Consider the following 18,110-nt stretch of genomic DNA (forward strand, 5'->3'; position numbering starts at 1 on the left):
CGGGCTACTTCAGCTTGCCTCCCGTGAGTGCCCCAGCCCCCTTGCCCCCGGCTTGGCCGGCGCTCTTGCTGCCGTCCGACAACCCCTGAATGGCATGTCCCGCCCGAATTCCAACCCAGGTCAGGCTTGCCAGCCAGAATCCTGGCAGCACCAGGAACATCGTGCCCGCGACGAACATCAAGAGCATGTCGCCGAACGCATTGTTCAGCCCCACCAGCGGGTCGAAGTTCGTGTGTGGCCGGTTCCAGCCAAAGCCCCAGCCATAGAGCGCATCGAGGATAGTGCTGTCGATCCAGCGAGCGAGCTGGAACCAGAAATCCACGAAGAACAGCGCGAATTGCACGACGCTGACCGTGACGACCGTCTTCAGGTCATAGGTGCCCACGACCAGCACGAGCGGGATGCAGATGACCAGCGCCATCTTGAGCAAGGCGAGGACCATGGGTAGAGACTGTCTCACGACGTCCATGGCGGGAAACGCGGCAATCGCGCCGACGGCCATCCCAACGTCTCCCGTGGCCCGTGTCACGATGTTCGGCAAGGTCTTGTCGATCTGGCCTCCGTAGTCCGTATAGACGCTGCCCTGGTTCAACTTCTGCTGCCGCGGTGACGCGATGGCTCGGATCACCGAGTCGTCCACCTCGGCCCGGCTCAGGAACCCGGCCCAGCCCGCCAGGCGACTCAACAGGCTCGGGTCCACCTGACCCAGCAGGCGTGCCCGCAGGCCGTTACTTCCATCGCTCCACCACTGGCGGCAGGTCGGGTAGCCGCCACCGCTGGCCACCTGCGCAAGCCCTGCGTCGCGGGTGCTGTCATAGGGCCAGTCCTCGCGTGGGGTGCTGGAACGGTATGTGTCGTAGTAGCCGTTCGTGTCGGTGAAGAACCGCGATCCGATCCAGGTCACGTCGTGCATCTGCTGCTCATCGAGCTGAGGGCGCTGCATGAACAATTTGGCCCGTGCAGGCCCATAGCAATCCCGCGAGAAATCCGCTACTTCCTGAGCCAGCACCGGGTCATCGATGCGCGTAGCGTCGATCTCCATGCGCATCTGCCGCAGGTCCGTGCCGCACGGGATCGCTGCCACCGAAGCGCCCGTGACGGCGCGCGAGAGCGCGTGCATGAACGCCCACCACACCGGCACCTTCGCCGACTGGTTGTTGATGGTGCTGAAGGACTGCGACCAGCCGGTATCCCCGGGCTGCGCCACGCTGACCTGGCACTGGGCCGAGCGCGAGCTGTCGTACTGGATGGTGTTCAGGTCCACGTCGATGAACGGAATGCCGGCGAACATCACCACCACGATGGCGACGAAGACCCGGTTCTCGATGCGGGCGGCGCTCAGCACGCCTTTGTTGCCCTCGTCGGCGCCTTCCGCACGGGCCTTCAACCACTCCTGCACGATGATGGCGACGAAAGGCAGCGCGAATACCCCGCTGGATACGAGGACCGCCCAGATGCCGTTGTTGACGATCCAGGACACGAGGGTTAGGTAGTACTCCAGGTAGTCGGTCGTGAAAAGCGTCATGGCCTCGATCCCCTCAAGCGGCCTGCATCAACAGGCTGGCTTCCAGCGCCACGATGGCAACAATGCCGGCGACCTCAGCGCGAATCAGCCGGCGTCGGGCCAGCGTGCTGTCCTCGCGCGCCAGCAGCCGCCGCCGCATCCAGACCCAGCCGCAGGCCGTCGCCCCGTACAGGAACAACCGCCACACGAAGAAGTAGCCCGATGCGGCCGCGAGCCACCGCTCCCAGCCGGCCACGCTGCCAACGAGATAGATGCCGGCGATGTTGGCGCCCACCGCAGCGGCGACGATCACGGCCGCCCACAGCAGTGCTTTCGCCGCACGCCGGCTGATGAGCCAGCGCAAGGGGCGCCAGGCCATGCGCTCCGCGCTCATGGCCGGCCTCCCGGATTGCCCTTCTGCAACTGGTCGAGGCGGTCGGGCACCGGATCGCCCTCATAGATGCCGCGCGAGCCTGCCGCGCGCGTGCCATGGCGCTGGATGATGGCCATCGGCGAGTTGTTCGCCAGCTCGCGCCGCAGTTCAAGTTCGGTCTTGAGGTTGCGGATCTCCCGGTCGAGCGTGTCGCTCTCGTGGTTCACGGCCTCGACTGCCAACTCGTTGGCTGCCACGTTGGGCTCTTTCTTGCCGGTGAGCAGCGTGCGCTGGAGCAGCAGTGCCTTCTCCAGCACCGACGAAAGCGCCACCTCGGACGCGAGGCGCCGCGCCAGCAGGTCCTGGTCCGGCTCGTCGCGCAGCGCCTCGATGACGCCGCGCGTGATCGGCAGCGACGTGCTGCCGGCCTCGCGCAAGTTCTCGAAGGTGGTGTTGCGCACGCCGGAAACCAGTTCCTGCAAGACTTCCAGCTTGGCTTCGTACTCCTCCTGGATCAGCGGCGTCAGCCCGACGCCGGGCACCGTCTCGGTCTTGGTGCAGGAATCGCACGTGCGCTGCACCTGTTCCCCGAGGACCCGGGTGGCCCATTCGGTCGCCTGCTGCGGCGACGTCCAGGTCTGGCAGGACAGGCTCGCGCAACTGGTGGACGCGATGGAGGATGTGTCCGTCACGCCGCGCCCGTTGACCAGGTTGTAGCCCGCGCGGGTGACGTCGCCGACCACGCGGATGGCGGACTGGCCTGCGCCACCGGCATTGCTGCCGCCCACCCAGGGAAGGCCGTCGTTGCCGCGGCGCGTCTCGGCCTGCTCGACGGCCGACACGGCATCGTTGCTGCCAACCGCGTCACGCAAGGCCATGCCTTCGGCCATCTGGCTCCAGCCAAGCTGGCCACCCGCAGTCTCGGCCATCTTCTCCGCCATGGCGCGGCACGTCAGCTTGGAGCGGTCGAAGTCCAGCCGCGCCTGCAGCACGCCGTTGGTCAGCAGGTTGTACAGGCCCGGATCGGCGCGCTGAATGATCAGCGCCGGCAGCGATGCAACCGCGCTGGTCGCGCTCTGGATCACGTTGCTCATGATCTGCTGAAAGCCGTTCGTGATGCCGTTGAGCTGATTGCGCAGCGTGGTCTGGATGCTCATGTCGCCGCAGATCAGGTTGCTGTTCCACCCCACGCCGACCCCGATGGAGCGCATGCCGGCCGCGCGGCCCATGGACACCGCACTGCCACCGCCGATCGAGTACATGACGTCATCGCCGAGGACGGGGCCGCTGTTCTGGTATCCGACCTGCGCCCACGCCAGGCCGCAGACCAGAGCGAGCGGGCCGGCCAGCGCCTTCGGGCGCAGCAGGCGGCACGCCTTGGCGGAAAGGTTCATCGATTCAGGACGCTTCATCGTGGCACCTCAGAGGAAATCGACGCTGCCCAGGAACACCTGCCCGCGGCGTTCGCAGCACGCATAGGGACGCCACAGCGCCCAGGCGTAGTCGCCTTGTTGGGCCTGGGTCAGCGTGCCGCTGTGCGGGAACACCACGCAGGTGTTGGACAGGCGCGGCGTCAGCTCCTGCCACTTGCCCGTAGAGGCATCACCCTCCATCAGCGCGCCGGCCGGCCAGTAGCCGTCGCGGGCGTTGGCAAGCAGCGGCTGGTACACGTGGATCTGCCCGCGGCGCGTGACGACATCACCGGCGCGCTGGGCCACGACGGCCCCGGATTTGTAGTCATCGGTCTGATGCAGGAAGCCGCCGCGCGGATAGACATTGCCCCAGAGGTTCATCGTGGTGCGCGCACCGACCTCGCGCATGCCCGGAATCAACGCCTCCGGGTAGGCCATTTCAGGCACGTTGTAGCGCCAAGCCAGCGTGTCCAGGGTGCTGAGTAGATACGGCATGAAGGCCGTGCCCGCGCCTTGGCAGAAATAGCCCGACGACGATGCGAACTGGTTGAATACCTCGCCGCCAGGATGGCCGATGACATCGCTGTTCTTGAATTTGGCGAGGTTGTTTTCGTGGTCTTCGTTCGTGGTCCCATCCCCACCTGCCTGTGCGGATGGGTTGGGCGTGCTCATCGCCTGCACCTCGACCCAGGGGTTCTCTCCGGTGTTGCTGTAGCTGGAGACGACCGCATCGGGCACGTAGTGCCGGACCTTGGTGGATGTGCGCACCGTGCAGCCCGTCCAGGTGCAGTAGAGCCAGTAGCAGATGCCCACCACCCGGTACTCCAGGCAGTCCGGCGACATGACGGAGGACACGATGGTGGCGGTGTTCAAGGCGTAGCTGCCCGTGGCGCTGATCAGCAGCAGCGAGGCCACGGCGACGCGCAGGCGGCGCAGCAGGTCGAATGGGCGATGGGTCACGGCTGCGTCCTCCGGTGTTGCTCGATGCGCGCGACGGCCCGGGCCACGTCCGGCTCGCCATAGACCACAAAGCGTTGATCCACCACGACGGCCGGGATGGTCGTGACACCCAAACTCCATGCGTCGGTGACGCCCTGGTAGGCGGTGCCGATGCGGCGCTGAAGATCGGTGCCGCCTTGCTTCAGGCGTTGCCGGACGATGGCTGCTGCCCGCTCAGGGTCGGCTGGAAGATTCGCGGAAAGCTCGGCCTCGATCCGGGGCGTTTCGCCCAACTCGATCAGTCGCTCGCCGCCCATGGTCTTGACCGGGTGGCGGCTGTCGGTGACGACCACCACGTCGGCGGCGAAGGTGGCCGGGCTGAACACCGCCAGAGACGTCGGCAGCGCCACGGCCAGGCCAAGGGTTCGCCAGCCTGGTGCGAACCGGGTAAAAGCTGCTGGCATGTCATGTGCCCCGGAAGTTGATCAGGGCCATAGTCAAACGCCGAACCCCAGGCGGCCCCAACAAACAATGCGCATCGCGGCCACCCCGCATACCTGCTTGCGTCGCCGCAAAGAAAAAAGCGGAGGCCGAAGCCTCCGCGCTGATCAACGAAGCAGTGCAACCCTTACAGCAGGCCGGACTCCGCAAAGGAGAACGGGGCACCCTGGCCGACGATGATGTGGTCCAGTACCCGCACATCGATGAGCGCCAGCGCGGCCTGCAGTTGCTGGGTCAGCATGCGATCCGCGCTCGACGGCTCGGAAATGCCCGAGGGGTGCTGGTGCGCGAAGACCACCGCGGCGGCCTTCAACTCCAGCACACGCTGCACGACGACACGCGGATAGACCGAAGTCGAGTTGATCGTGCCCCTGAACAACGGCTCGTAGGCCAGCACCTGGTGCATGCTGTCCAGGAACACCGCGGCGAATATCTCATTGGGCTCGGCGACCAGCTTCACGCGCAGGTAGTCGCGCACGGCCGTGGGGTCGAGGAGTTTCGCACCCGCTTTGAAAACCCGCTTCTCCAGCAGTGCAATGGCTTGCTGGATGATCCAGTCCTCGTGTTGGGCAGCGATGGCGGAAAGCGACTCCAGGCAGGAGTCATTGACGACGAAAGACATGGCGAACCTCCAGACGGTGAGATCGGAGGGCGCGCGCCCTGGGAGGGCAAGCCCTCCTGGGGAACGAACAAGGTGCATCCATCACCGCGGCAGCGGTGATCGTTCGCGGCCAGGATGCGAGGCGAACGGGTTTCGGTCAGCGCAGTGGACTGCGCCGTAGCCTTGAAGACCGGGGCTACCTGGGCATGTCGCCGACGACGTCGGCAGGCATTTCCGATGTAGTAGGTGTGGCGGCGGGATCGCCGGCCGCGAGCATGTCCATGGCCGACAGCAAGGCATCGCCCTCGATCGGACCCTGCAGTAGGATCGCCTTGCCGGTTTCGCGATCGTGCAGCCGCAGCGACGGCGTGGCGGTCACGCCGCTGCTCGTGGCTTCCGCCGTCTGGGTGCGGATCGGCGCCTCGGGCCGTTCGCTCGCCAGACACTGCTCGATGGCTGGCGTAAGGTCGGGGTACCGCAGGTCCTCGGGCAAGCCCTGGCCGTCGCTGCGCGTGTGGGCATAGACCCACTCGACAGCCTGCCAGAAGGCGGCATGGCCGCCAGATTCGCCGGCGCACTCCGCCAGGCTCGCTTCGGCAGACGCGGCCGGCTCATGCGCGGCCAACGGGAGGTGGTGCCATTGCAAGGCCACGTCCGCGTTGCCGGCCACCCAACGCTTGAGCACTGGGAAATAGGATCGGCAGAACGGGCATTCGAGGTCCGCGTAGAGCGTCAGCGTGAAACGCCCTTCCGGATTTCCCATCTGCCACGGAGGCCCGGCCACCTGCGTCACGCTGACCGGCGTTGAAGTCTGGGGAGTGGACTTGCCAGAATAGCGGGACACGAGCCAGATCAGCAGCAGCGCTACCAGCACGGCGGCCAACACCCAGGGCCAGCTGAGCCTCCAGCGCCGACGGCGGAACGCCTGTACCTGCATCGGAATGGATGGGCGTTTCTGTTCCATGGCGTTCTCCGGTGTACGGCAGATTCAGGGCAGGTCCAGGGTCGGCGACTCGATGCCACGTGCCCGGTCGATCTTCTCAGCCACCTTGAAGGCGGCATCCAGCTCGCTGACGCCGTGCTGCTGCATGAGCTGGTAGCGTTCTGCCTTCTCCTCGGGCTCGGTTTGCGCGAGCGCGAGGTAGAGACTTGGCGGCACGGCGCGGAACAGCACTTCCATGCTCTTGGAGAGGATGACGCCCTCGGTGAACTTGCCCGCTTCCTTGCGTGCGGAGAGCATCAGCGCCTTCTGCGCCGGCGAGAGTTCGCGGAACCTGGCGATCTTCTCCACTTCGTCCGGCGGCATCGACAGGCACACCCACCACTCGATCATGTTGAGCATGGGCTCTGCGGCGCGCGGCAGATCGTCGATGTTTTGCGTCGCCAGCCAGAACCAGGCGCCCAACTTGCGCCACATTTTTGTAATTTTCACGACATAGGGCGCGAGCAGCGGGTTCTTGGTGATGATGTGACCTTCGTCGGTCACGTTGACGATCGGCCGGCCCAGGTACTGGTCGCGCTCGGCGATGTTGTTCACCGTGCTGATCAGGCTGATGTAGGCGATGGAGAGCTGCGCGTTGTAGCCCTCGCGGGCATAGGTCGCCAGATCGACCAGCGTGATGTCGGCCTCGGGCCACGGCGTGCCGTCACGGTCGAACATCTCGCCGTCCGTGCCTTGGCAGAACATGTCCATCGCGTCCGCCATCTCCAGCAGCCGCACGCGCCGCATCTCGGGCAGCGTCGGGTCCTGGCCACGGGCGCGCAGCGCGTTGCGCACGTCGCGCGTGAGCACGGTGCGCTTTTCGGCCACGCAATGTTCGGCGGCGTCGAGGATGCACTGGCGGATCAGCGAGCGGTCGGCCCGCGTCATCCGCGCTTCTTCCTTGTCTTCGCCGCCCGTGATCATCAGCCGCGCTGTGATCTCCAGTTCGCCCAGCACGTCGCGCTGCTCGTCCGCTTCCATGGCCGAGGCATCGGGGGGCAGGTCTTCGTCCAGCGCGTCGGCATCGAGCGTCTGTACGTCGCTGGGCGTTTCGATCAGCCGGCGTGCGTCGGCGAACGGCGCCAGGCTGATGCCCGATCCGGGGGCCAGCTTGACCCGGTTCACGGTCAGGCCCAGGCGCCTGGCGAAGTCGCTGAACAGGCCGAAGCTGTTGCCGGCTTCCACGATGAAAAGCCGCGGCCGGTAGATGGCCGTCACCTGGTTCAGCAGGTTGTTGAGCGTGGCGGACTTCCCCGAGCCGGTGGGGCCAAATAGAAACAGATGGGCATTCATCTGCCGATCCAACCTGTTCAAGGGGTCGAACGTAATCGGGCCGCCGCCGCGATTGAACATCGTGATGCCGGGATGCCCCGTGCCCTGGGCGCGGCCCCATACTGGCGACAGGTTCGCCGCGTGCTGGGCGAACATCAGTTGCGTGTACCACCGGCGCCGGTCCTTGCCGGGGTTGTAGCAGCACGGCAGCCAGCGCAGGTAGCTGTTGAGCGGCGCCACCTCGTCGTCCTCGCGCACCGGCTGCAGGCCGGCGTTGAGCATCACGTTCGCGAGGTCCAGGCCGCGCCGATCCAGTTCCGCCTCGTCGCGCCCGCGTAGGTAGAACGCCAGAGTGCCCCGGTAGAGCTTGTGCGCGCTGCCGATCAGGGAGCGGGCTTCATGCACGTCCTTGAGCGTCTGCTCCGACGCCAGCGTCTCGCCCACAGCTTTCTTCGCCAGATGGTTGAGGTCCGATTCGAGGACGTCCTGCGGCGTGGCCACCATGGTGAGACACATCAAGGTGTCCTCGGGCATCTGGTCGAACAGCGTGTTGATCGCGTCCCCCTTGCGGGTCTCGCCGGTCAGGTGCCCGGTGCCGGGCGGCATGCGCAGCCGGTCGGTGATCAGCACGCGGTGCGGCATGCCGTCGAAGTACCAGGCCCCTTGCGCCACGTCCGAGCGCGGCTGCCCAAAGAACAGCCGCTGGCTGAAATCCCGCCCGCTCGCCAGCTCGATCTCGCCGGCCTCGCTTTCCTCGGTACTGTCCGGATAGCGCGCCAACGCGTAGAAGCGCTCCCGGTCCTCCACCCCAGGCCCGAGCAGCGTGGGGCGCGGGTTGAACCACCGCAGCAGCCAGTCGTGGACGTCGGCCGCGACCATGCGCCGGGCCTGGATGCCGGCGTTCGCCAGGCCGCCGCACAGGCGGTCGCAGACGATGCCCAGCATCTGCTCGGGTGTCTGGCCGCGGCGGTTTGCCTGTCCCTGTCCGCTCGCGCGGCGGTACACCACCATGCGCACGCGCCGCGTCTGGCCGCGCCAGCGCAGCCGCGTGACCACCGTGTCCTCGAACAGGCCGCCGGGCTTGGCCACAGCGCGCAGGTGGTGGCCGAAGAAGCGCAGGTAGAACTCGGTGAACGCCGAGCCGCGCGCACGTGGCTGCACGTAATCGCGCAAGGTCTGCATGTACTGGTCGAAGCTCGGTTCGTCCTGGGCATAGAGCTGGAGCACCCACGGGTTCTCGTCCAGTTCATCGAAGCTGTCCTGAAGCGCGTTTTCCAGGGCGTCGCGGGCATGCGCGAGCCAGCCGGGTTCCCGGCCTTCGGTGCCCAGCGGCACCAGCTCGTAGAAGGCGGCCACCGATTGGCCGTCCTCCAGGAGCATCGATTTCGACTCGGGCAAGAACTCCACCCAGGGCAGCAGTTCCACGAAGGACGGTGCGACGTCGTACAGCGCCTGCTCGTCGGCCACGGTCGCCGGCTTGCGGCCCTGGACCGCGGCGCCGGGTGCGGGGATGCCGGCTTGCTGCAAGGCCTCGACGTGGCGCTGCCAGCCGTCCGGCTGCTCGTCGGCGGCGGTGTCTTCGGCGCTGACGGCAGCCAGCTTCGGCCATGGAAGTTTCCACCGCATCAGTAGTCCTCCGTCCTCTCGCCAGGCATCGCGTACTGCACGCGCTGGTACAAGGGGAAAACCGTCGTGTAGCCCGGCACGGGAACGGGGTCGGTGCCGGCCAGGTGCGGGTACACGTACATCACGAGATCGGGATTGGGCAGACGCTGGAACTGGCGGTGAACCTCATTGCGCGCGGTGCGCGTGTAGCGCATCTGCTCGACAGGTGCGGCCTGCACGTCGGCGTCGGTCAGGGGCCGACGCAGGCTCTGGCGCGCATCGAGCAACTGGCGGCCGGCGTTCCGTCCGGCTGCGCCACCGCCGTCGCCGGCCTCCTGCTGCCAGATGTCCATCATCGTGCGGTCACCGTGGGTCAACAGCTTTTCCTTGCTGGTGGCGCAGCCGGCGAGCACCGCGACGGCGAGGGCCAGTGCTAGGCCACGGGCCAGGTTAGTCAAGTTCAAGGGCATGGCTTTCTCCTGCGCGGTGATCGACCTTGCGGCCTTCGGGATCGAAGTCGATGGCGAGCGGCTTTTCGAGGTGGACGGCAACCTTGGCGCCGGGTTGGACATAGACGGCGGCGAAGGCTTGGCCGTAGAGCTTGTTGACCCAGGCCGACATGTCCCGGACACCGCCCGCGAGAATCTGGCCGACCGCTTCTTGGCCGGTGATGCCCACGGTGCCGATGGAGCCGTCCGAGCCGACATAGGACATGCGGCCGCTGCCACTCTCGATGAGCGAGGCCACACCGGCACCGGCCGCGGTGATCAGGGCCTGCGAGCCGAGGTATTGCTGGGCGTTGCTGCGCCGCTCGCCGCTGACGCAAGGAATGCCGTGGGGATCGCTGATCCAGCCCAAGCCGTCGCGCTGTTGGTTGTTCTGCTGGTTGCCCTCGCGGTCTTCGGGGATCGTGCGAATCGTGCCGTCGTTGAAGACGAACGTGATGCTGCGCACCTGACCTCGCACGCACGAGAGCGTCCAGTCGCCCGAGGCGGTGCCGCTGAACACGGCGCCGGCCACGTCGGGAATGTCGATGCCATTGGCGGTCAGGTTGTCCGGCCCGACCAGAACTTTGAACGGATAGGGATCGTTGACCGTGCCGTCGATCGGCACGCGGCCGATCAGGGCCGTCATCGCCACCGATCCCATTAGCGTCGAGTTGGTCGGCACGGTATAGACCGGCTTGGCATTCTTGACCCCGGCGGCGCGGGCGCCCGCGTTGGCCACGGTTTCAGCGGTGGTTTCGAGCGTGCTCTGCGCCGGGCCGAAGCTCGTGGGGAAGCTCATGCCGCCGCTCGCGCCACGCCCCCCGTTGCGCCCCTCGGCGGGCTTTGCGTCGTCCGGCTCGACCCACCGCACGCCGCCCTCCATGCCGGCCTCGTCGCCGCCCTGCAGCCCCAGGCCCACGGGCAGGTCCGCATGGCCGCCGCCGCGCCCGCCGATGCTGTCCAGGCGCCGCTGCAGGTCGGCGAGCAGCCCTTCGGTCTGCTGGCGCGCGCTGGCCGCCTGCTCTTGGTCGCGGCGCAGGTTGGACCGCTCGGATTCGAGCGCCGAGTTGATGCGCTGGTCGATGGAGTTCTCGCGCTGGCGCAGCCGCTGGTTCTCTTCACGCTGCGACTTGTTGTCCGAGAGCGCGGTCTGAAGCTCGGTGCGCAACTGCTTCACTTGGGCAACGAGCGTCGCCACGGTGTCGCGCGGGGTGTCGCCTTCGATGCCCAGCGCCTTCATTTCCTCGGGCGTGAGCTGGGCGCCGTTGTCCGCCACGGGTGGCGCCGTGCCGCCTCCACCCGAGAACAGCCGGATACCGGCGAACAGCACCAGGATGGCGACAGGGATCATCAGCCACTTGAGCAGGCCGTTACTGCGCATGGCGGGCCTCCTTGGCGTTCTCGTCGCCGTCCGGCTGCGGCAGATGCACGGCAGGGTCGAAGCGGTGAATCGCCGGCAGCAGCGACTGCGCGAGGCCGCGGCCGCGCGTGACCAGGTACAGCACGGTCGTGTCCTCGGTCGTGCCGCGCGGGCCCAGCGCCTCGTGCTGGAAGGTGGCGGTGAGGAAATCGCCTTGCAGCACGCGCGGGTCGAGCGCGACCCAGTCGGCGCCGGTGTTGGTGAGGCGCACGGCAGTCACCCATTGGTCTTCCAGGCGCCACGACGCGAGCACGGCCGCGCGCACCGGCAGCGTTGGCATCAGTGTGTCCAGGTCGAGGTCGCGGGGAAGGTTGACCCGCATGACGCCCGGAAGCGGCTCGACGGTGCGCAGCGGTGCGTAGAGGTTCTGCGCGGCGAAGCGCGTCAGCACGACAGGGACCGGAGTTTCGCGCCGCGCGGTCCGCGCACCTGCCTGGCCCTGGGCGCGTGCCGGGGCCTCGGCACTGTCGGCCTGCTCGCCATAGCGTCCCGGTGCGCTGTCACCCTCGACGATGCGCACCGGCTCCAGCTCGGCTTCCCCGTCCTTGGGCGGTTCGGCTGCGATGTCCAGCAGGATCAGCGCGCCCGTGTCGGCGTCCTGCAGTTGCAACCGCGTGGGCTCGATCGGCTCGCTGGCACGCAGGTACACCGCGCCGCCCGCACTCTGCACGCGCAGGCGTTTGCCCACGCCTGCGGGCACGCCCACGCGCACGTTCCGGTCGATGAATACGATGCGTTCCTGACCGACCTTCAGCGGCACTGCCAGTGGCATGCGTTCCCAACGCAGGATCTCCACCGCCTGGGCGACGGGTGCCGCGGCCACGGCCAGTAGCCCCAGCAGCGCGAGTACAGGATGCTTCATGGGGTGTTTCCTCCTTGAGGCGCTTGCGGATTCAGGTCACTCGGCGCCGGGCGCGCCGGCTCCGGTGCACTGATGCGCTGGGGCGCGCCTTCGTAGCAGTCCAGCGCCAGGCCGAACGGGTTGCGGGCGGGATCGACGTCCACCCGCGTGACCTTGATCGGATAGCGCACCAGGGCGCGTTTGACCTGCTCGGCGCCGTAGTACTCGTCCGCCGTGATGTCCAGCGTCACCACCCAGTCGCGATCGGATACGGTGCGCACGCGCGCCGTGGGGTCGTCGCCATAGCCGCGGCCGGGAATCTCGTAGATGCCGCGCACGCGCTGACGCAGCTCGCCCGTGGAGCGGCGGTAGTCATAGTCCGCCCGCAGGAAGGCCTGGCAGGACGGGGTGAGGTACGGCGAGAGCGTATGGAGGTTGCGCGAGTAGTCTTCTTCGCCATTGGTCGGCCAGCGGTTCAGCGTCTGGAACACGTAGAACGTGAACGCATAGACCGATTCGGGCGGCACTTCCCACCACTTGCGGGTACTGCCAGAGCGCAGGTCGGGCGGGACGTGGATGGTCAGGTCGCGCGGCGCGCTCCACCAGCCGCCGCCCATGACCAGGGCGACAATGACCAGCGCGCCCGCGCCCAGGCGCAAGGTCTTGATGTGCGCCTGCAGGTGGGCGATCTCGTTCTTGAAGCGGCTCATCGCATGCTCCTGCGGGTGGACCAGAAGCCCGAGCGCGAGATCAGCACGTGGCCGCCCACCCAGCCGGCCATCAGCGGATGGCGCGTTGCGATGCGCCACTGCAACTGTCGATACAGCCAGGTGTCGGGGCGCCCACGCTTGAGGCGGCGCAGGATGCCGCCGCCGATGAACACGCCCAAGGCCACGCCCAGGACAACGAACGTCGGTGCGATGGCGATCGTGCGGAACACCCACGAAAGCGGCGCGCCGACCAGCAGGCCGGCCGCGCCGGACAGGCCGCAGCAGATCCACAGCTCGTCGGCGGTGAGGCCGCGCACGACCACGGGATGGCGGTTGAGCCGGTGCGGAAGGAACGTGACCGTCCCGTCCGCACGGACGTGCTGCTGCTCGGACATACCGGCCTCGCTTACAGGATGCCGGTGGCTTCGGTGAGCAGCCAGATGCCGATCACGAGCAGCACGGCGCCGATGGCGACCGTGAGGCCGAATTGGCCCCACGTCTTGCGGCCGGTGTGGATCTCCGCGTAGGTGCCGTAGGCGTGGTAGCAGACGCCGATGAACATCGACGCCACCACCAGCAGGGCCACGAGCATGATGATGTCGTAGCCGTAGTTGCGGATGGTCTCCATGATGCCGTTGCCGGTGCCGCGCGTCGGGTTCTCCAACTGCGGCAGACCTTGCGCGAACGACAGTGCGGGCAGCGCGGCGGCGCCCAGGGCCACGGCGGCGCGCTGGGCAAAACGGGAAGTGAGGTTGCGGTTGTGCATGGTCGGGCCTTTCATGTCAGGACAGGAGGAAGAAACTCAGGACGAGGTACATCGCGACGAAGCGGATGCAGACGCCGAGGAACTGGCGCTGGTTGAGGCGGCTCTCGGACCACCCCACATAGGCCGTTCGGATGGCCCAGACGCCCCACACGAGCAGGACCGCGAACACGACGCCGACCAGGACGGTCGCCATCGCGGAAGGCGCGATACCGCTGTTGGCTTGAAATGCCGAGACCTGGGCGCCGTTCATTGCTCGCCCTCCGCAGTCGTCTTCGGCGATGGCGAAGCGGCCCGCTCGGTGCGGTAGTCGCCGGCCAGTTCGGAGGGGTCGCGCGGCTGAGCGCGTGATGGCGTCAGGTGGAACTGGATGCCGGCGCGCACGCGCGCCAGGTCAGCCAGCAGCCGTGGGTAATCGAAGTGGTAGCGCTCGCCCGGCTGGATGGGGGCATGCGCGGCGCTGTCCGCGACGGTGCGTTCCAGCGCGTCGAGCTGGCGCAGCGCGGCGACCAACTCCTGGCGCTGCGCCGGGGACTCGGCCAATGCCATCGGGGACTGGCCCAGCACGAGGGCCGTCACGAAAAAAGTGGGCACGCCGCGATGCGCGGCGCGCAGCCAGATCGAAGCCACCATCGCGCCATTCCTGTGTGATCAGCAATGGGTTGATCGTGGAGATCAGGGCTGTTTCAGGCCGCAAACAATAGGAACTGGCGGACGACCGGATTGGGCATGCTGCGAGCGAACCTACAAAAGCACGGGTCGCGCTTCGATTATTGCGTTTTTCGAGTATTTCGAATATGATCGGCTCTGCAACCGTTTTCGCTTAGGAGCTACCCATGACCACCGCCACTGCCCAATCCAAGATGACCCTTCCCGCCGCGGGAGAGGTGAAGGCAGCCGTCCAGGGTCAACGTGCCTTGGCGGCTTACCTCGCAACCCAGTTCGAGACGCAGCACATCCAGATCTTTGATGACCACAAACAGGCTCATCAGGTGGAACTGCCTACCTCGGCTTTACGCCTGCTGGTCGACATCCTGGCCGAGTTGGCCGATGGCAATGCAGTAAAGGTGGTGCCCGTCCATGCAGAGCTGACGACCCAAGAGGCGGCGGACTTGCTCAACGTGTCCCGTCCCCATTTCGTCAAGCTGCTCGAAGATGGGGTGTTGGCATTTCATCGCACCGGCAAGCACCGCAGGGTGAGGTTCGCCGATCTGATGCAGTACAAGGAAGCGCGCGAGCGCGCCAGTGAGCAGGCGATGGCCGAACTCGCTCAGCAGTCGCAAGAGTTGGGAATGGGATACGAATGAGGCATTCCCCATTCACCGCCGTCTACGACGCGTGCGTTCTATATCCCGCGCCACTGCGGGATTTCCTGATGTGGCTCGGCCTGTCTGGCCGCTTCCGGGCGCGGTGGAGCCAAGCCATTCATGAGGAGTGGAAACGCAACCTGTTGATCAACCGCCCCGATCTCACCCGGGTTCAGGTCGACAGGACGTCGGATCTCATGGACCGGGCAATTCCGGACGGCTTGGTGGAGGGCTACGAAGCGCTCGTGGCAGGCCTGACATTGCCCGATCCGGACGACCGGCACGTCCTGGCTGCGGCGATTCGCTGCGGTGCGAGCGTGATTGTGACGTTCAACGAACGGGATTTCCCGAACGATCTGCTGGCTCCGTACGGCATCGAATCGCAGCACCCCGATGAGTTTGTGGACAACCTACTGGATCTGGACGCGGCCGCCGTGGTGTCGGCTGCGCAGCGCCAGCGTGCCCAACTCAAGCATCCGCCGATCGAGGTGGACCGCTATCTCGAAATCCTGCTGCGCCAGGGCCTTGTGCAAACGACCAAGGTGCTGGCGACCTATCGCACCATTCTCTGACCCGCCGAGAGCCACGGATGACCAAGAATCCTTCATCAGACGCCACTTTGCCGAAAGGCATCCATCGAAGCTGGAAGCTGCCGGACACGTCGCTGGGCGCCCTGTGGGATTCCATCGTCATGGACGAAGCTCTCAAGAAGCAGTTGCTGTCACAGGCGATCGTCAACTTCACGGTGCGCCCCAAGGTGGAGCGCACGGTACTCCCCCTGCACGGCGTGATCTTGTTGGTCGGCCCGCCGGGGACTGGGAAGACCTCCTTGGCACGGGGCTTGGCGCATCGTGTGGCCGAATCTTTTTCTTCTGCGAAGTTTCGATTGCTGGAAGTAGAGCCTCACACGCTGACGAGCTCTGCAATGGGAAAGACTCAACGCGCCGTGGCAGACCTGTTCTCGCAATCGATCGCAGAATCCGCAGCGGCGGGCCCGACGATCGTCCTTCTGGACGAGGTCGAAACGCTTGCGGCTGATCGAGCCAAGCTCAGCCTGGAAGCCAACCCGGTTGATGTGCACCGGGCCACCGACGCGGTGTTGGTGCAGTTGGACATGTTGGCCGAACGCAACCCGCATCTGCTGTTCGTGGCCACCAGCAACTTCCCACAGGCCGTCGACAGTGCCTTCCTATCTCGTTGCGACATGGTGATGGAGGTGCCACTGCCCGGCAAGGATGCCTGCAAGCAGATCCTGGTGGACTGCCTGAATGGCCTGGCAAAGACATTTCCGGGGATTGGCAAGCTTTCCTCGGCTCACCAGTTCGACGCGTGCGCTGGCGAGTGCGTCGGATTGGATGGTCGGGCCATTCGCAAGGTCGTAGCCAACGCCCTCGCGGCCGACCCGCAAGTGGCTATCGATCCGAACAAGCTTTCCGTAGAGCACCTGCGCAGTGCGATACGACAGGCAACGCAAATGCGCCTTCAAGGAGGGAAGCAAAAATGACCACCGTTGTCAGCCGGACGTTTCGCAGCTCGCCGCACCGCGATGCGTTGCAGACGTGGGATGCCATTGTCGAACTGCTCACTCAGGGCAAGGACGGCACGGCTCGCTCTGAACTCAGGGCCGTGGCGGGCGTGGCCGCCAGCTTGATCGCCGACCAGGCACCCAAGAGCGCGCCCATCGTTGCGACATGCGATGGACCACGGACCAGGATCTACTGCCTCTTCGACGAAGACGCGATCGATGGTGATGATGCCAACGAAGAAGTCTTGGGGTTCGAGCCGTTGAAGGGAGACTGGGGAGTCTCGCTGCCGTGTCCGAAGGAGCAGCTCGGCTGGGTGCAAACCGCGCTCAAAAAGCACAGTTCTCGCATCATTGCACGGGACTTGAGCCAAGGAATTGCCACGCAGGCGCAGGCCGATGCTGGACAAGCGCTGTCGCTCGACCTCGGAGGTTTCCTCAAGTCATGAGCACCGTCGCCACCTACTCGTACACGCACTCGGTTACCTATGTGACCGACAACATCCTCAAGAGCTTGAAAGACATCATCCTGCTCAGTGGGCTGGACCCCGAGCACTTCGCGGATCGCTGGGAGAGCAATACCCGAGCCATCAAGACGTGGCTCGGGACCGGTGATCTGCGCAAGGTGATTCTGGAGATCTACAACCCGGCAACCGACAAACTCGTGACCCGATGGGATATCGACATCGTGTATGGGTGGTCCGATGGCGACGGCAGCTTCTGGACAGATACCGAGCAGTTGAAGTACGCGATCAAGAAAGCTGGGCTGCTGCCATCGCAGGCCAAGTACAAGTTAATGCTCGATACAAAGCCAGGGCGGCCTGATGTGGAGGGGTGGAGCAAAGGAAGTTATCGCTCGACGGATGGAATGGTCAAGCAGAGCCTAGGCTCGACTGTCGAACACAGCGGCCTGGCGGGTCAGGCCGGATATTGGAGGCAACGCTGATGCTGTCGATCGATGAAGCTTTTCGCAAGTTCAAGTCGCGTCTGGAACTCAACGAACGCGAACAGAAGAATGCCTCGCAACGCCAGAACGAAGTGCGGGACTACCTGCAGACCAAGTTCGGCATTGCGCGCAGCTTCCTGACCGGGTCCTATGCTCGATACACGAAGACGAAGCCGCTCAAGGATATCGACATCTTCTTCGTGCTGAAGGACTCGGAGAAGCATTACCACGGCAAGGCCGCATCGGTAGTGCTGGATGATTTCCACTCTGCATTGGTGGAGAAATACGGTTCGGCGGCCGTGCGCAAACAGGCGCGCTCGATCAACGTGGATTTCGGTGTTCACATCGACGCGGAGGACAACACGGACTACCGGGTGGTCAGCGTGGATGCGGTGCCCGCATTCGACACCGGCGACCAGTATGAGATCCCCGATACGGCGTCCGGAAAGTGGATCAAGACGGACCCGGAGATCCATAAGGACAAGGCGACCGCAGCGCACCAAGCCTATGGCAATGAGTGGAAAGGTCTCGTGCGCATGGTGAAGTACTGGAACAACAATCCCAAGCACGGCGATCAGAAGCCGGTGAAGCCCTCGTTCCTGATCGAGGTAATGGCCCTTGAGTGTCTTTACGGCGGCTGGGGAGGATCGTTCGATCGCGAGATCCAGTCGTTCTTTGCCACGCTTGCCGATCGTGTTCATGACGAGTGGCCGGATCCCGCCGGACTTGGCCCGGCGATCAGCAACGATATGGATGCCGCGCGCAAGCAGCGCGCGCAGCAGCTGCTGTTCCAGGCGAGCCAGGACGCAAGCATCGCCATCGACCACGCGCGTCGTGGTCGCAATATCGAAGCGCTTCGCGCCTGGCGCGCACTGTTTGGCCCCAAGTTCCCACTGTCCTGATTCCATCGGCTTCCATACACGT

At 65.7% G+C, this 18,110-nt stretch carries 22 protein-coding genes; 6 read left to right on the forward strand and 16 right to left on the reverse strand.

Annotated features, from left to right (window positions below; all coding sequences use genetic code 11):
* Positions 1-4: 4 nt before the first annotated feature.
* The 16 genes from CVS48_RS00625 to CVS48_RS00700 all read right to left on the reverse strand — a co-directional run bounded on the left by CVS48_RS00625 (position 5) and on the right by CVS48_RS00700 (position 14,044).
* Positions 5-1,525, reverse strand: coding sequence for a conjugal transfer protein TraG N-terminal domain-containing protein (locus CVS48_RS00625; protein ID WP_003090214.1), 1,521 nt, complete (start codon positions 1,523-1,525; stop codon positions 5-7).
* 13 nt (positions 1,526-1,538) lie between these two features.
* A complete protein-coding gene (locus CVS48_RS00630; RefSeq protein ID WP_003090212.1) occupies positions 1,539-1,898 on the reverse strand; it encodes a hypothetical protein in 360 nt (119 codons plus the stop codon).
* Complete coding sequence (locus CVS48_RS00635) at positions 1,895-3,289, reverse strand: integrating conjugative element protein (protein ID WP_003109770.1); 1,395 nt, start codon at positions 3,287-3,289, stop codon at positions 1,895-1,897. The genes CVS48_RS00630 and CVS48_RS00635 overlap by 4 nt, the downstream gene beginning before the upstream one ends.
* A 9-nt stretch (positions 3,290-3,298) precedes the next feature.
* Entirely contained in the window at positions 3,299-4,162 is an 864-nt protein-coding gene (locus tag CVS48_RS00640) for a TIGR03756 family integrating conjugative element protein (RefSeq protein ID WP_425265766.1), read from the reverse strand.
* 83 nt (positions 4,163-4,245) lie between these two features.
* Positions 4,246-4,692, reverse strand: a complete 447-nt coding sequence (locus CVS48_RS00645) for a TIGR03757 family integrating conjugative element protein (protein ID WP_003109772.1) — start codon at positions 4,690-4,692, stop codon at positions 4,246-4,248.
* A gap of 164 nt (positions 4,693-4,856) precedes the next feature.
* Positions 4,857-5,351 (reverse strand): JAB domain-containing protein, encoded by a 495-nt coding sequence (locus CVS48_RS00650; RefSeq protein WP_003090203.1) that lies wholly within the window; start codon positions 5,349-5,351, stop codon positions 4,857-4,859.
* A 175-nt stretch (positions 5,352-5,526) separates the two neighbouring features.
* Complete coding sequence (locus CVS48_RS00655) at positions 5,527-6,294, reverse strand: DsbA family protein (protein WP_003090202.1); 768 nt, start codon at positions 6,292-6,294, stop codon at positions 5,527-5,529.
* A 24-nt stretch (positions 6,295-6,318) separates the two neighbouring features.
* Positions 6,319-9,210: a conjugative transfer ATPase gene (locus CVS48_RS00660; protein ID WP_100852861.1), complete on the reverse strand. Its 2,892-nt coding sequence runs from the start codon at positions 9,208-9,210 to the stop codon at positions 6,319-6,321.
* Positions 9,210-9,659 (reverse strand): TIGR03751 family conjugal transfer lipoprotein, encoded by a 450-nt coding sequence (locus CVS48_RS00665; protein WP_003109775.1) that lies wholly within the window; start codon positions 9,657-9,659, stop codon positions 9,210-9,212. The genes CVS48_RS00660 and CVS48_RS00665 overlap by 1 nt, the downstream gene beginning before the upstream one ends.
* Positions 9,640-11,058 carry a TIGR03752 family integrating conjugative element protein gene (locus CVS48_RS00670; protein WP_020924934.1) on the reverse strand — a complete coding sequence of 473 codons (1,419 nt, stop codon included), beginning with the start codon at positions 11,056-11,058 and terminating at the stop codon, positions 9,640-9,642. The genes CVS48_RS00665 and CVS48_RS00670 overlap by 20 nt, the downstream gene beginning before the upstream one ends.
* A complete protein-coding gene (locus CVS48_RS00675; protein ID WP_003105643.1) occupies positions 11,048-11,959 on the reverse strand; it encodes a TIGR03749 family integrating conjugative element protein in 912 nt (303 codons plus the stop codon). Before CVS48_RS00675 ends, CVS48_RS00670 begins: the two co-directional genes overlap by 11 nt.
* Complete coding sequence (locus tag CVS48_RS00680; protein WP_003105641.1) at positions 11,956-12,648, reverse strand: PFL_4703 family integrating conjugative element protein; 693 nt, start codon at positions 12,646-12,648, stop codon at positions 11,956-11,958. Before CVS48_RS00680 ends, CVS48_RS00675 begins: the two co-directional genes overlap by 4 nt.
* A complete protein-coding gene (locus CVS48_RS00685; protein ID WP_003105639.1) occupies positions 12,645-13,043 on the reverse strand; it encodes a TIGR03750 family conjugal transfer protein in 399 nt (132 codons plus the stop codon). Before CVS48_RS00685 ends, CVS48_RS00680 begins: the two co-directional genes overlap by 4 nt.
* Positions 13,044-13,054: 11 nt before the next feature.
* Positions 13,055-13,414, reverse strand: a complete 360-nt coding sequence (locus CVS48_RS00690) for a TIGR03745 family integrating conjugative element membrane protein (RefSeq protein WP_003090173.1) — start codon at positions 13,412-13,414, stop codon at positions 13,055-13,057.
* A gap of 16 nt (positions 13,415-13,430) precedes the next feature.
* Complete coding sequence (locus CVS48_RS00695) at positions 13,431-13,664, reverse strand: TIGR03758 family integrating conjugative element protein (RefSeq protein WP_003050225.1); 234 nt, start codon at positions 13,662-13,664, stop codon at positions 13,431-13,433.
* On the reverse strand, positions 13,661-14,044 hold the full coding sequence (locus CVS48_RS00700) for an integrative conjugative element protein, RAQPRD family (RefSeq protein ID WP_003120001.1): 384 nt from the start codon (positions 14,042-14,044) through the stop codon (positions 13,661-13,663). The genes CVS48_RS00695 and CVS48_RS00700 overlap by 4 nt, the downstream gene beginning before the upstream one ends.
* Before the next feature lie 203 nt (positions 14,045-14,247).
* On the opposite strand from CVS48_RS00700, the gene CVS48_RS00705 reads away from it, so the two are divergent.
* Genes CVS48_RS00705 through CVS48_RS00730 form a run of 6 tightly spaced genes read left to right on the forward strand, consistent with a single transcriptional unit; the run spans position 14,248 to position 18,088 of the window.
* A complete protein-coding gene (locus CVS48_RS00705) occupies positions 14,248-14,718 on the forward strand; it encodes a helix-turn-helix domain-containing protein (RefSeq protein ID WP_003050245.1) in 471 nt (156 codons plus the stop codon).
* On the forward strand, positions 14,715-15,290 hold the full coding sequence (locus CVS48_RS00710) for a PIN domain-containing protein (RefSeq protein WP_003109777.1): 576 nt from the start codon (positions 14,715-14,717) through the stop codon (positions 15,288-15,290). Before CVS48_RS00705 ends, CVS48_RS00710 begins: the two co-directional genes overlap by 4 nt.
* A gap of 17 nt (positions 15,291-15,307) precedes the next feature.
* Positions 15,308-16,222, forward strand: a complete 915-nt coding sequence (gene cap6 / locus CVS48_RS00715; protein ID WP_003105629.1) for a CBASS system CD-NTase-associated protein Cap6 — start codon at positions 15,308-15,310, stop codon at positions 16,220-16,222.
* Positions 16,219-16,689 (forward strand): type III CBASS phage resistance system CD-NTase-associated protein Cap8, encoded by a 471-nt coding sequence (gene cap8 / locus CVS48_RS00720; protein WP_003105626.1) that lies wholly within the window; start codon positions 16,219-16,221, stop codon positions 16,687-16,689. Before cap6 ends, cap8 begins: the two co-directional genes overlap by 4 nt.
* Positions 16,686-17,186 (forward strand): type III CBASS phage resistance system CD-NTase-associated protein Cap7, encoded by a 501-nt coding sequence (cap7, locus tag CVS48_RS00725; protein WP_003090159.1) that lies wholly within the window; start codon positions 16,686-16,688, stop codon positions 17,184-17,186. Before cap8 ends, cap7 begins: the two co-directional genes overlap by 4 nt.
* Positions 17,186-18,088, forward strand: coding sequence for a CBASS oligonucleotide cyclase (locus CVS48_RS00730; RefSeq protein ID WP_003105624.1), 903 nt, complete (start codon positions 17,186-17,188; stop codon positions 18,086-18,088). Before cap7 ends, CVS48_RS00730 begins: the two co-directional genes overlap by 1 nt.
* Positions 18,089-18,110: the final 22 nt, after the last annotated feature.

Source organism: Achromobacter spanius (assembly GCF_002812705.1).
Lineage (GTDB): Bacteria > Pseudomonadota > Gammaproteobacteria > Burkholderiales > Burkholderiaceae_B > Achromobacter > Achromobacter spanius.

Coding starts and splice junctions, on each gene's coding strand:
- CVS48_RS00625 (WP_003090214.1), bottom strand. CDS start 1,525: ATGACGCTTTTCACGACCGACTACCTGGAGTACTACCTAACCCTCGTG.
- CVS48_RS00630 (WP_003090212.1), bottom strand. CDS start 1,898: ATGAGCGCGGAGCGCATGGCCTGGCGCCCCTTGCGCTGGCTCATCAGC.
- CVS48_RS00635 (WP_003109770.1), bottom strand. CDS start 3,289: ATGAAGCGTCCTGAATCGATGAACCTTTCCGCCAAGGCGTGCCGCCTG.
- CVS48_RS00645 (WP_003109772.1), bottom strand. CDS start 4,692: ATGCCAGCAGCTTTTACCCGGTTCGCACCAGGCTGGCGAACCCTTGGC.
- CVS48_RS00650 (WP_003090203.1), bottom strand. CDS start 5,351: ATGTCTTTCGTCGTCAATGACTCCTGCCTGGAGTCGCTTTCCGCCATC.
- CVS48_RS00655 (WP_003090202.1), bottom strand. CDS start 6,294: ATGGAACAGAAACGCCCATCCATTCCGATGCAGGTACAGGCGTTCCGC.
- CVS48_RS00660 (WP_100852861.1), bottom strand. CDS start 9,210: ATGCGGTGGAAACTTCCATGGCCGAAGCTGGCTGCCGTCAGCGCCGAA.
- CVS48_RS00665 (WP_003109775.1), bottom strand. CDS start 9,659: ATGCCCTTGAACTTGACTAACCTGGCCCGTGGCCTAGCACTGGCCCTC.
- CVS48_RS00670 (WP_020924934.1), bottom strand. CDS start 11,058: ATGCGCAGTAACGGCCTGCTCAAGTGGCTGATGATCCCTGTCGCCATC.
- CVS48_RS00675 (WP_003105643.1), bottom strand. CDS start 11,959: ATGAAGCATCCTGTACTCGCGCTGCTGGGGCTACTGGCCGTGGCCGCG.
- CVS48_RS00680 (WP_003105641.1), bottom strand. CDS start 12,648: ATGAGCCGCTTCAAGAACGAGATCGCCCACCTGCAGGCGCACATCAAG.
- CVS48_RS00685 (WP_003105639.1), bottom strand. CDS start 13,043: ATGTCCGAGCAGCAGCACGTCCGTGCGGACGGGACGGTCACGTTCCTT.
- CVS48_RS00690 (WP_003090173.1), bottom strand. CDS start 13,414: ATGCACAACCGCAACCTCACTTCCCGTTTTGCCCAGCGCGCCGCCGTG.
- CVS48_RS00695 (WP_003050225.1), bottom strand. CDS start 13,664: ATGAACGGCGCCCAGGTCTCGGCATTTCAAGCCAACAGCGGTATCGCG.
- CVS48_RS00700 (WP_003120001.1), bottom strand. CDS start 14,044: ATGGTGGCTTCGATCTGGCTGCGCGCCGCGCATCGCGGCGTGCCCACT.
- CVS48_RS00705 (WP_003050245.1), top strand. CDS start 14,248: ATGACCACCGCCACTGCCCAATCCAAGATGACCCTTCCCGCCGCGGGA.
- CVS48_RS00710 (WP_003109777.1), top strand. CDS start 14,715: ATGAGGCATTCCCCATTCACCGCCGTCTACGACGCGTGCGTTCTATAT.
- cap6 (WP_003105629.1), top strand. CDS start 15,308: ATGACCAAGAATCCTTCATCAGACGCCACTTTGCCGAAAGGCATCCAT.
- cap8 (WP_003105626.1), top strand. CDS start 16,219: ATGACCACCGTTGTCAGCCGGACGTTTCGCAGCTCGCCGCACCGCGAT.
- cap7 (WP_003090159.1), top strand. CDS start 16,686: ATGAGCACCGTCGCCACCTACTCGTACACGCACTCGGTTACCTATGTG.
- CVS48_RS00730 (WP_003105624.1), top strand. CDS start 17,186: ATGCTGTCGATCGATGAAGCTTTTCGCAAGTTCAAGTCGCGTCTGGAA.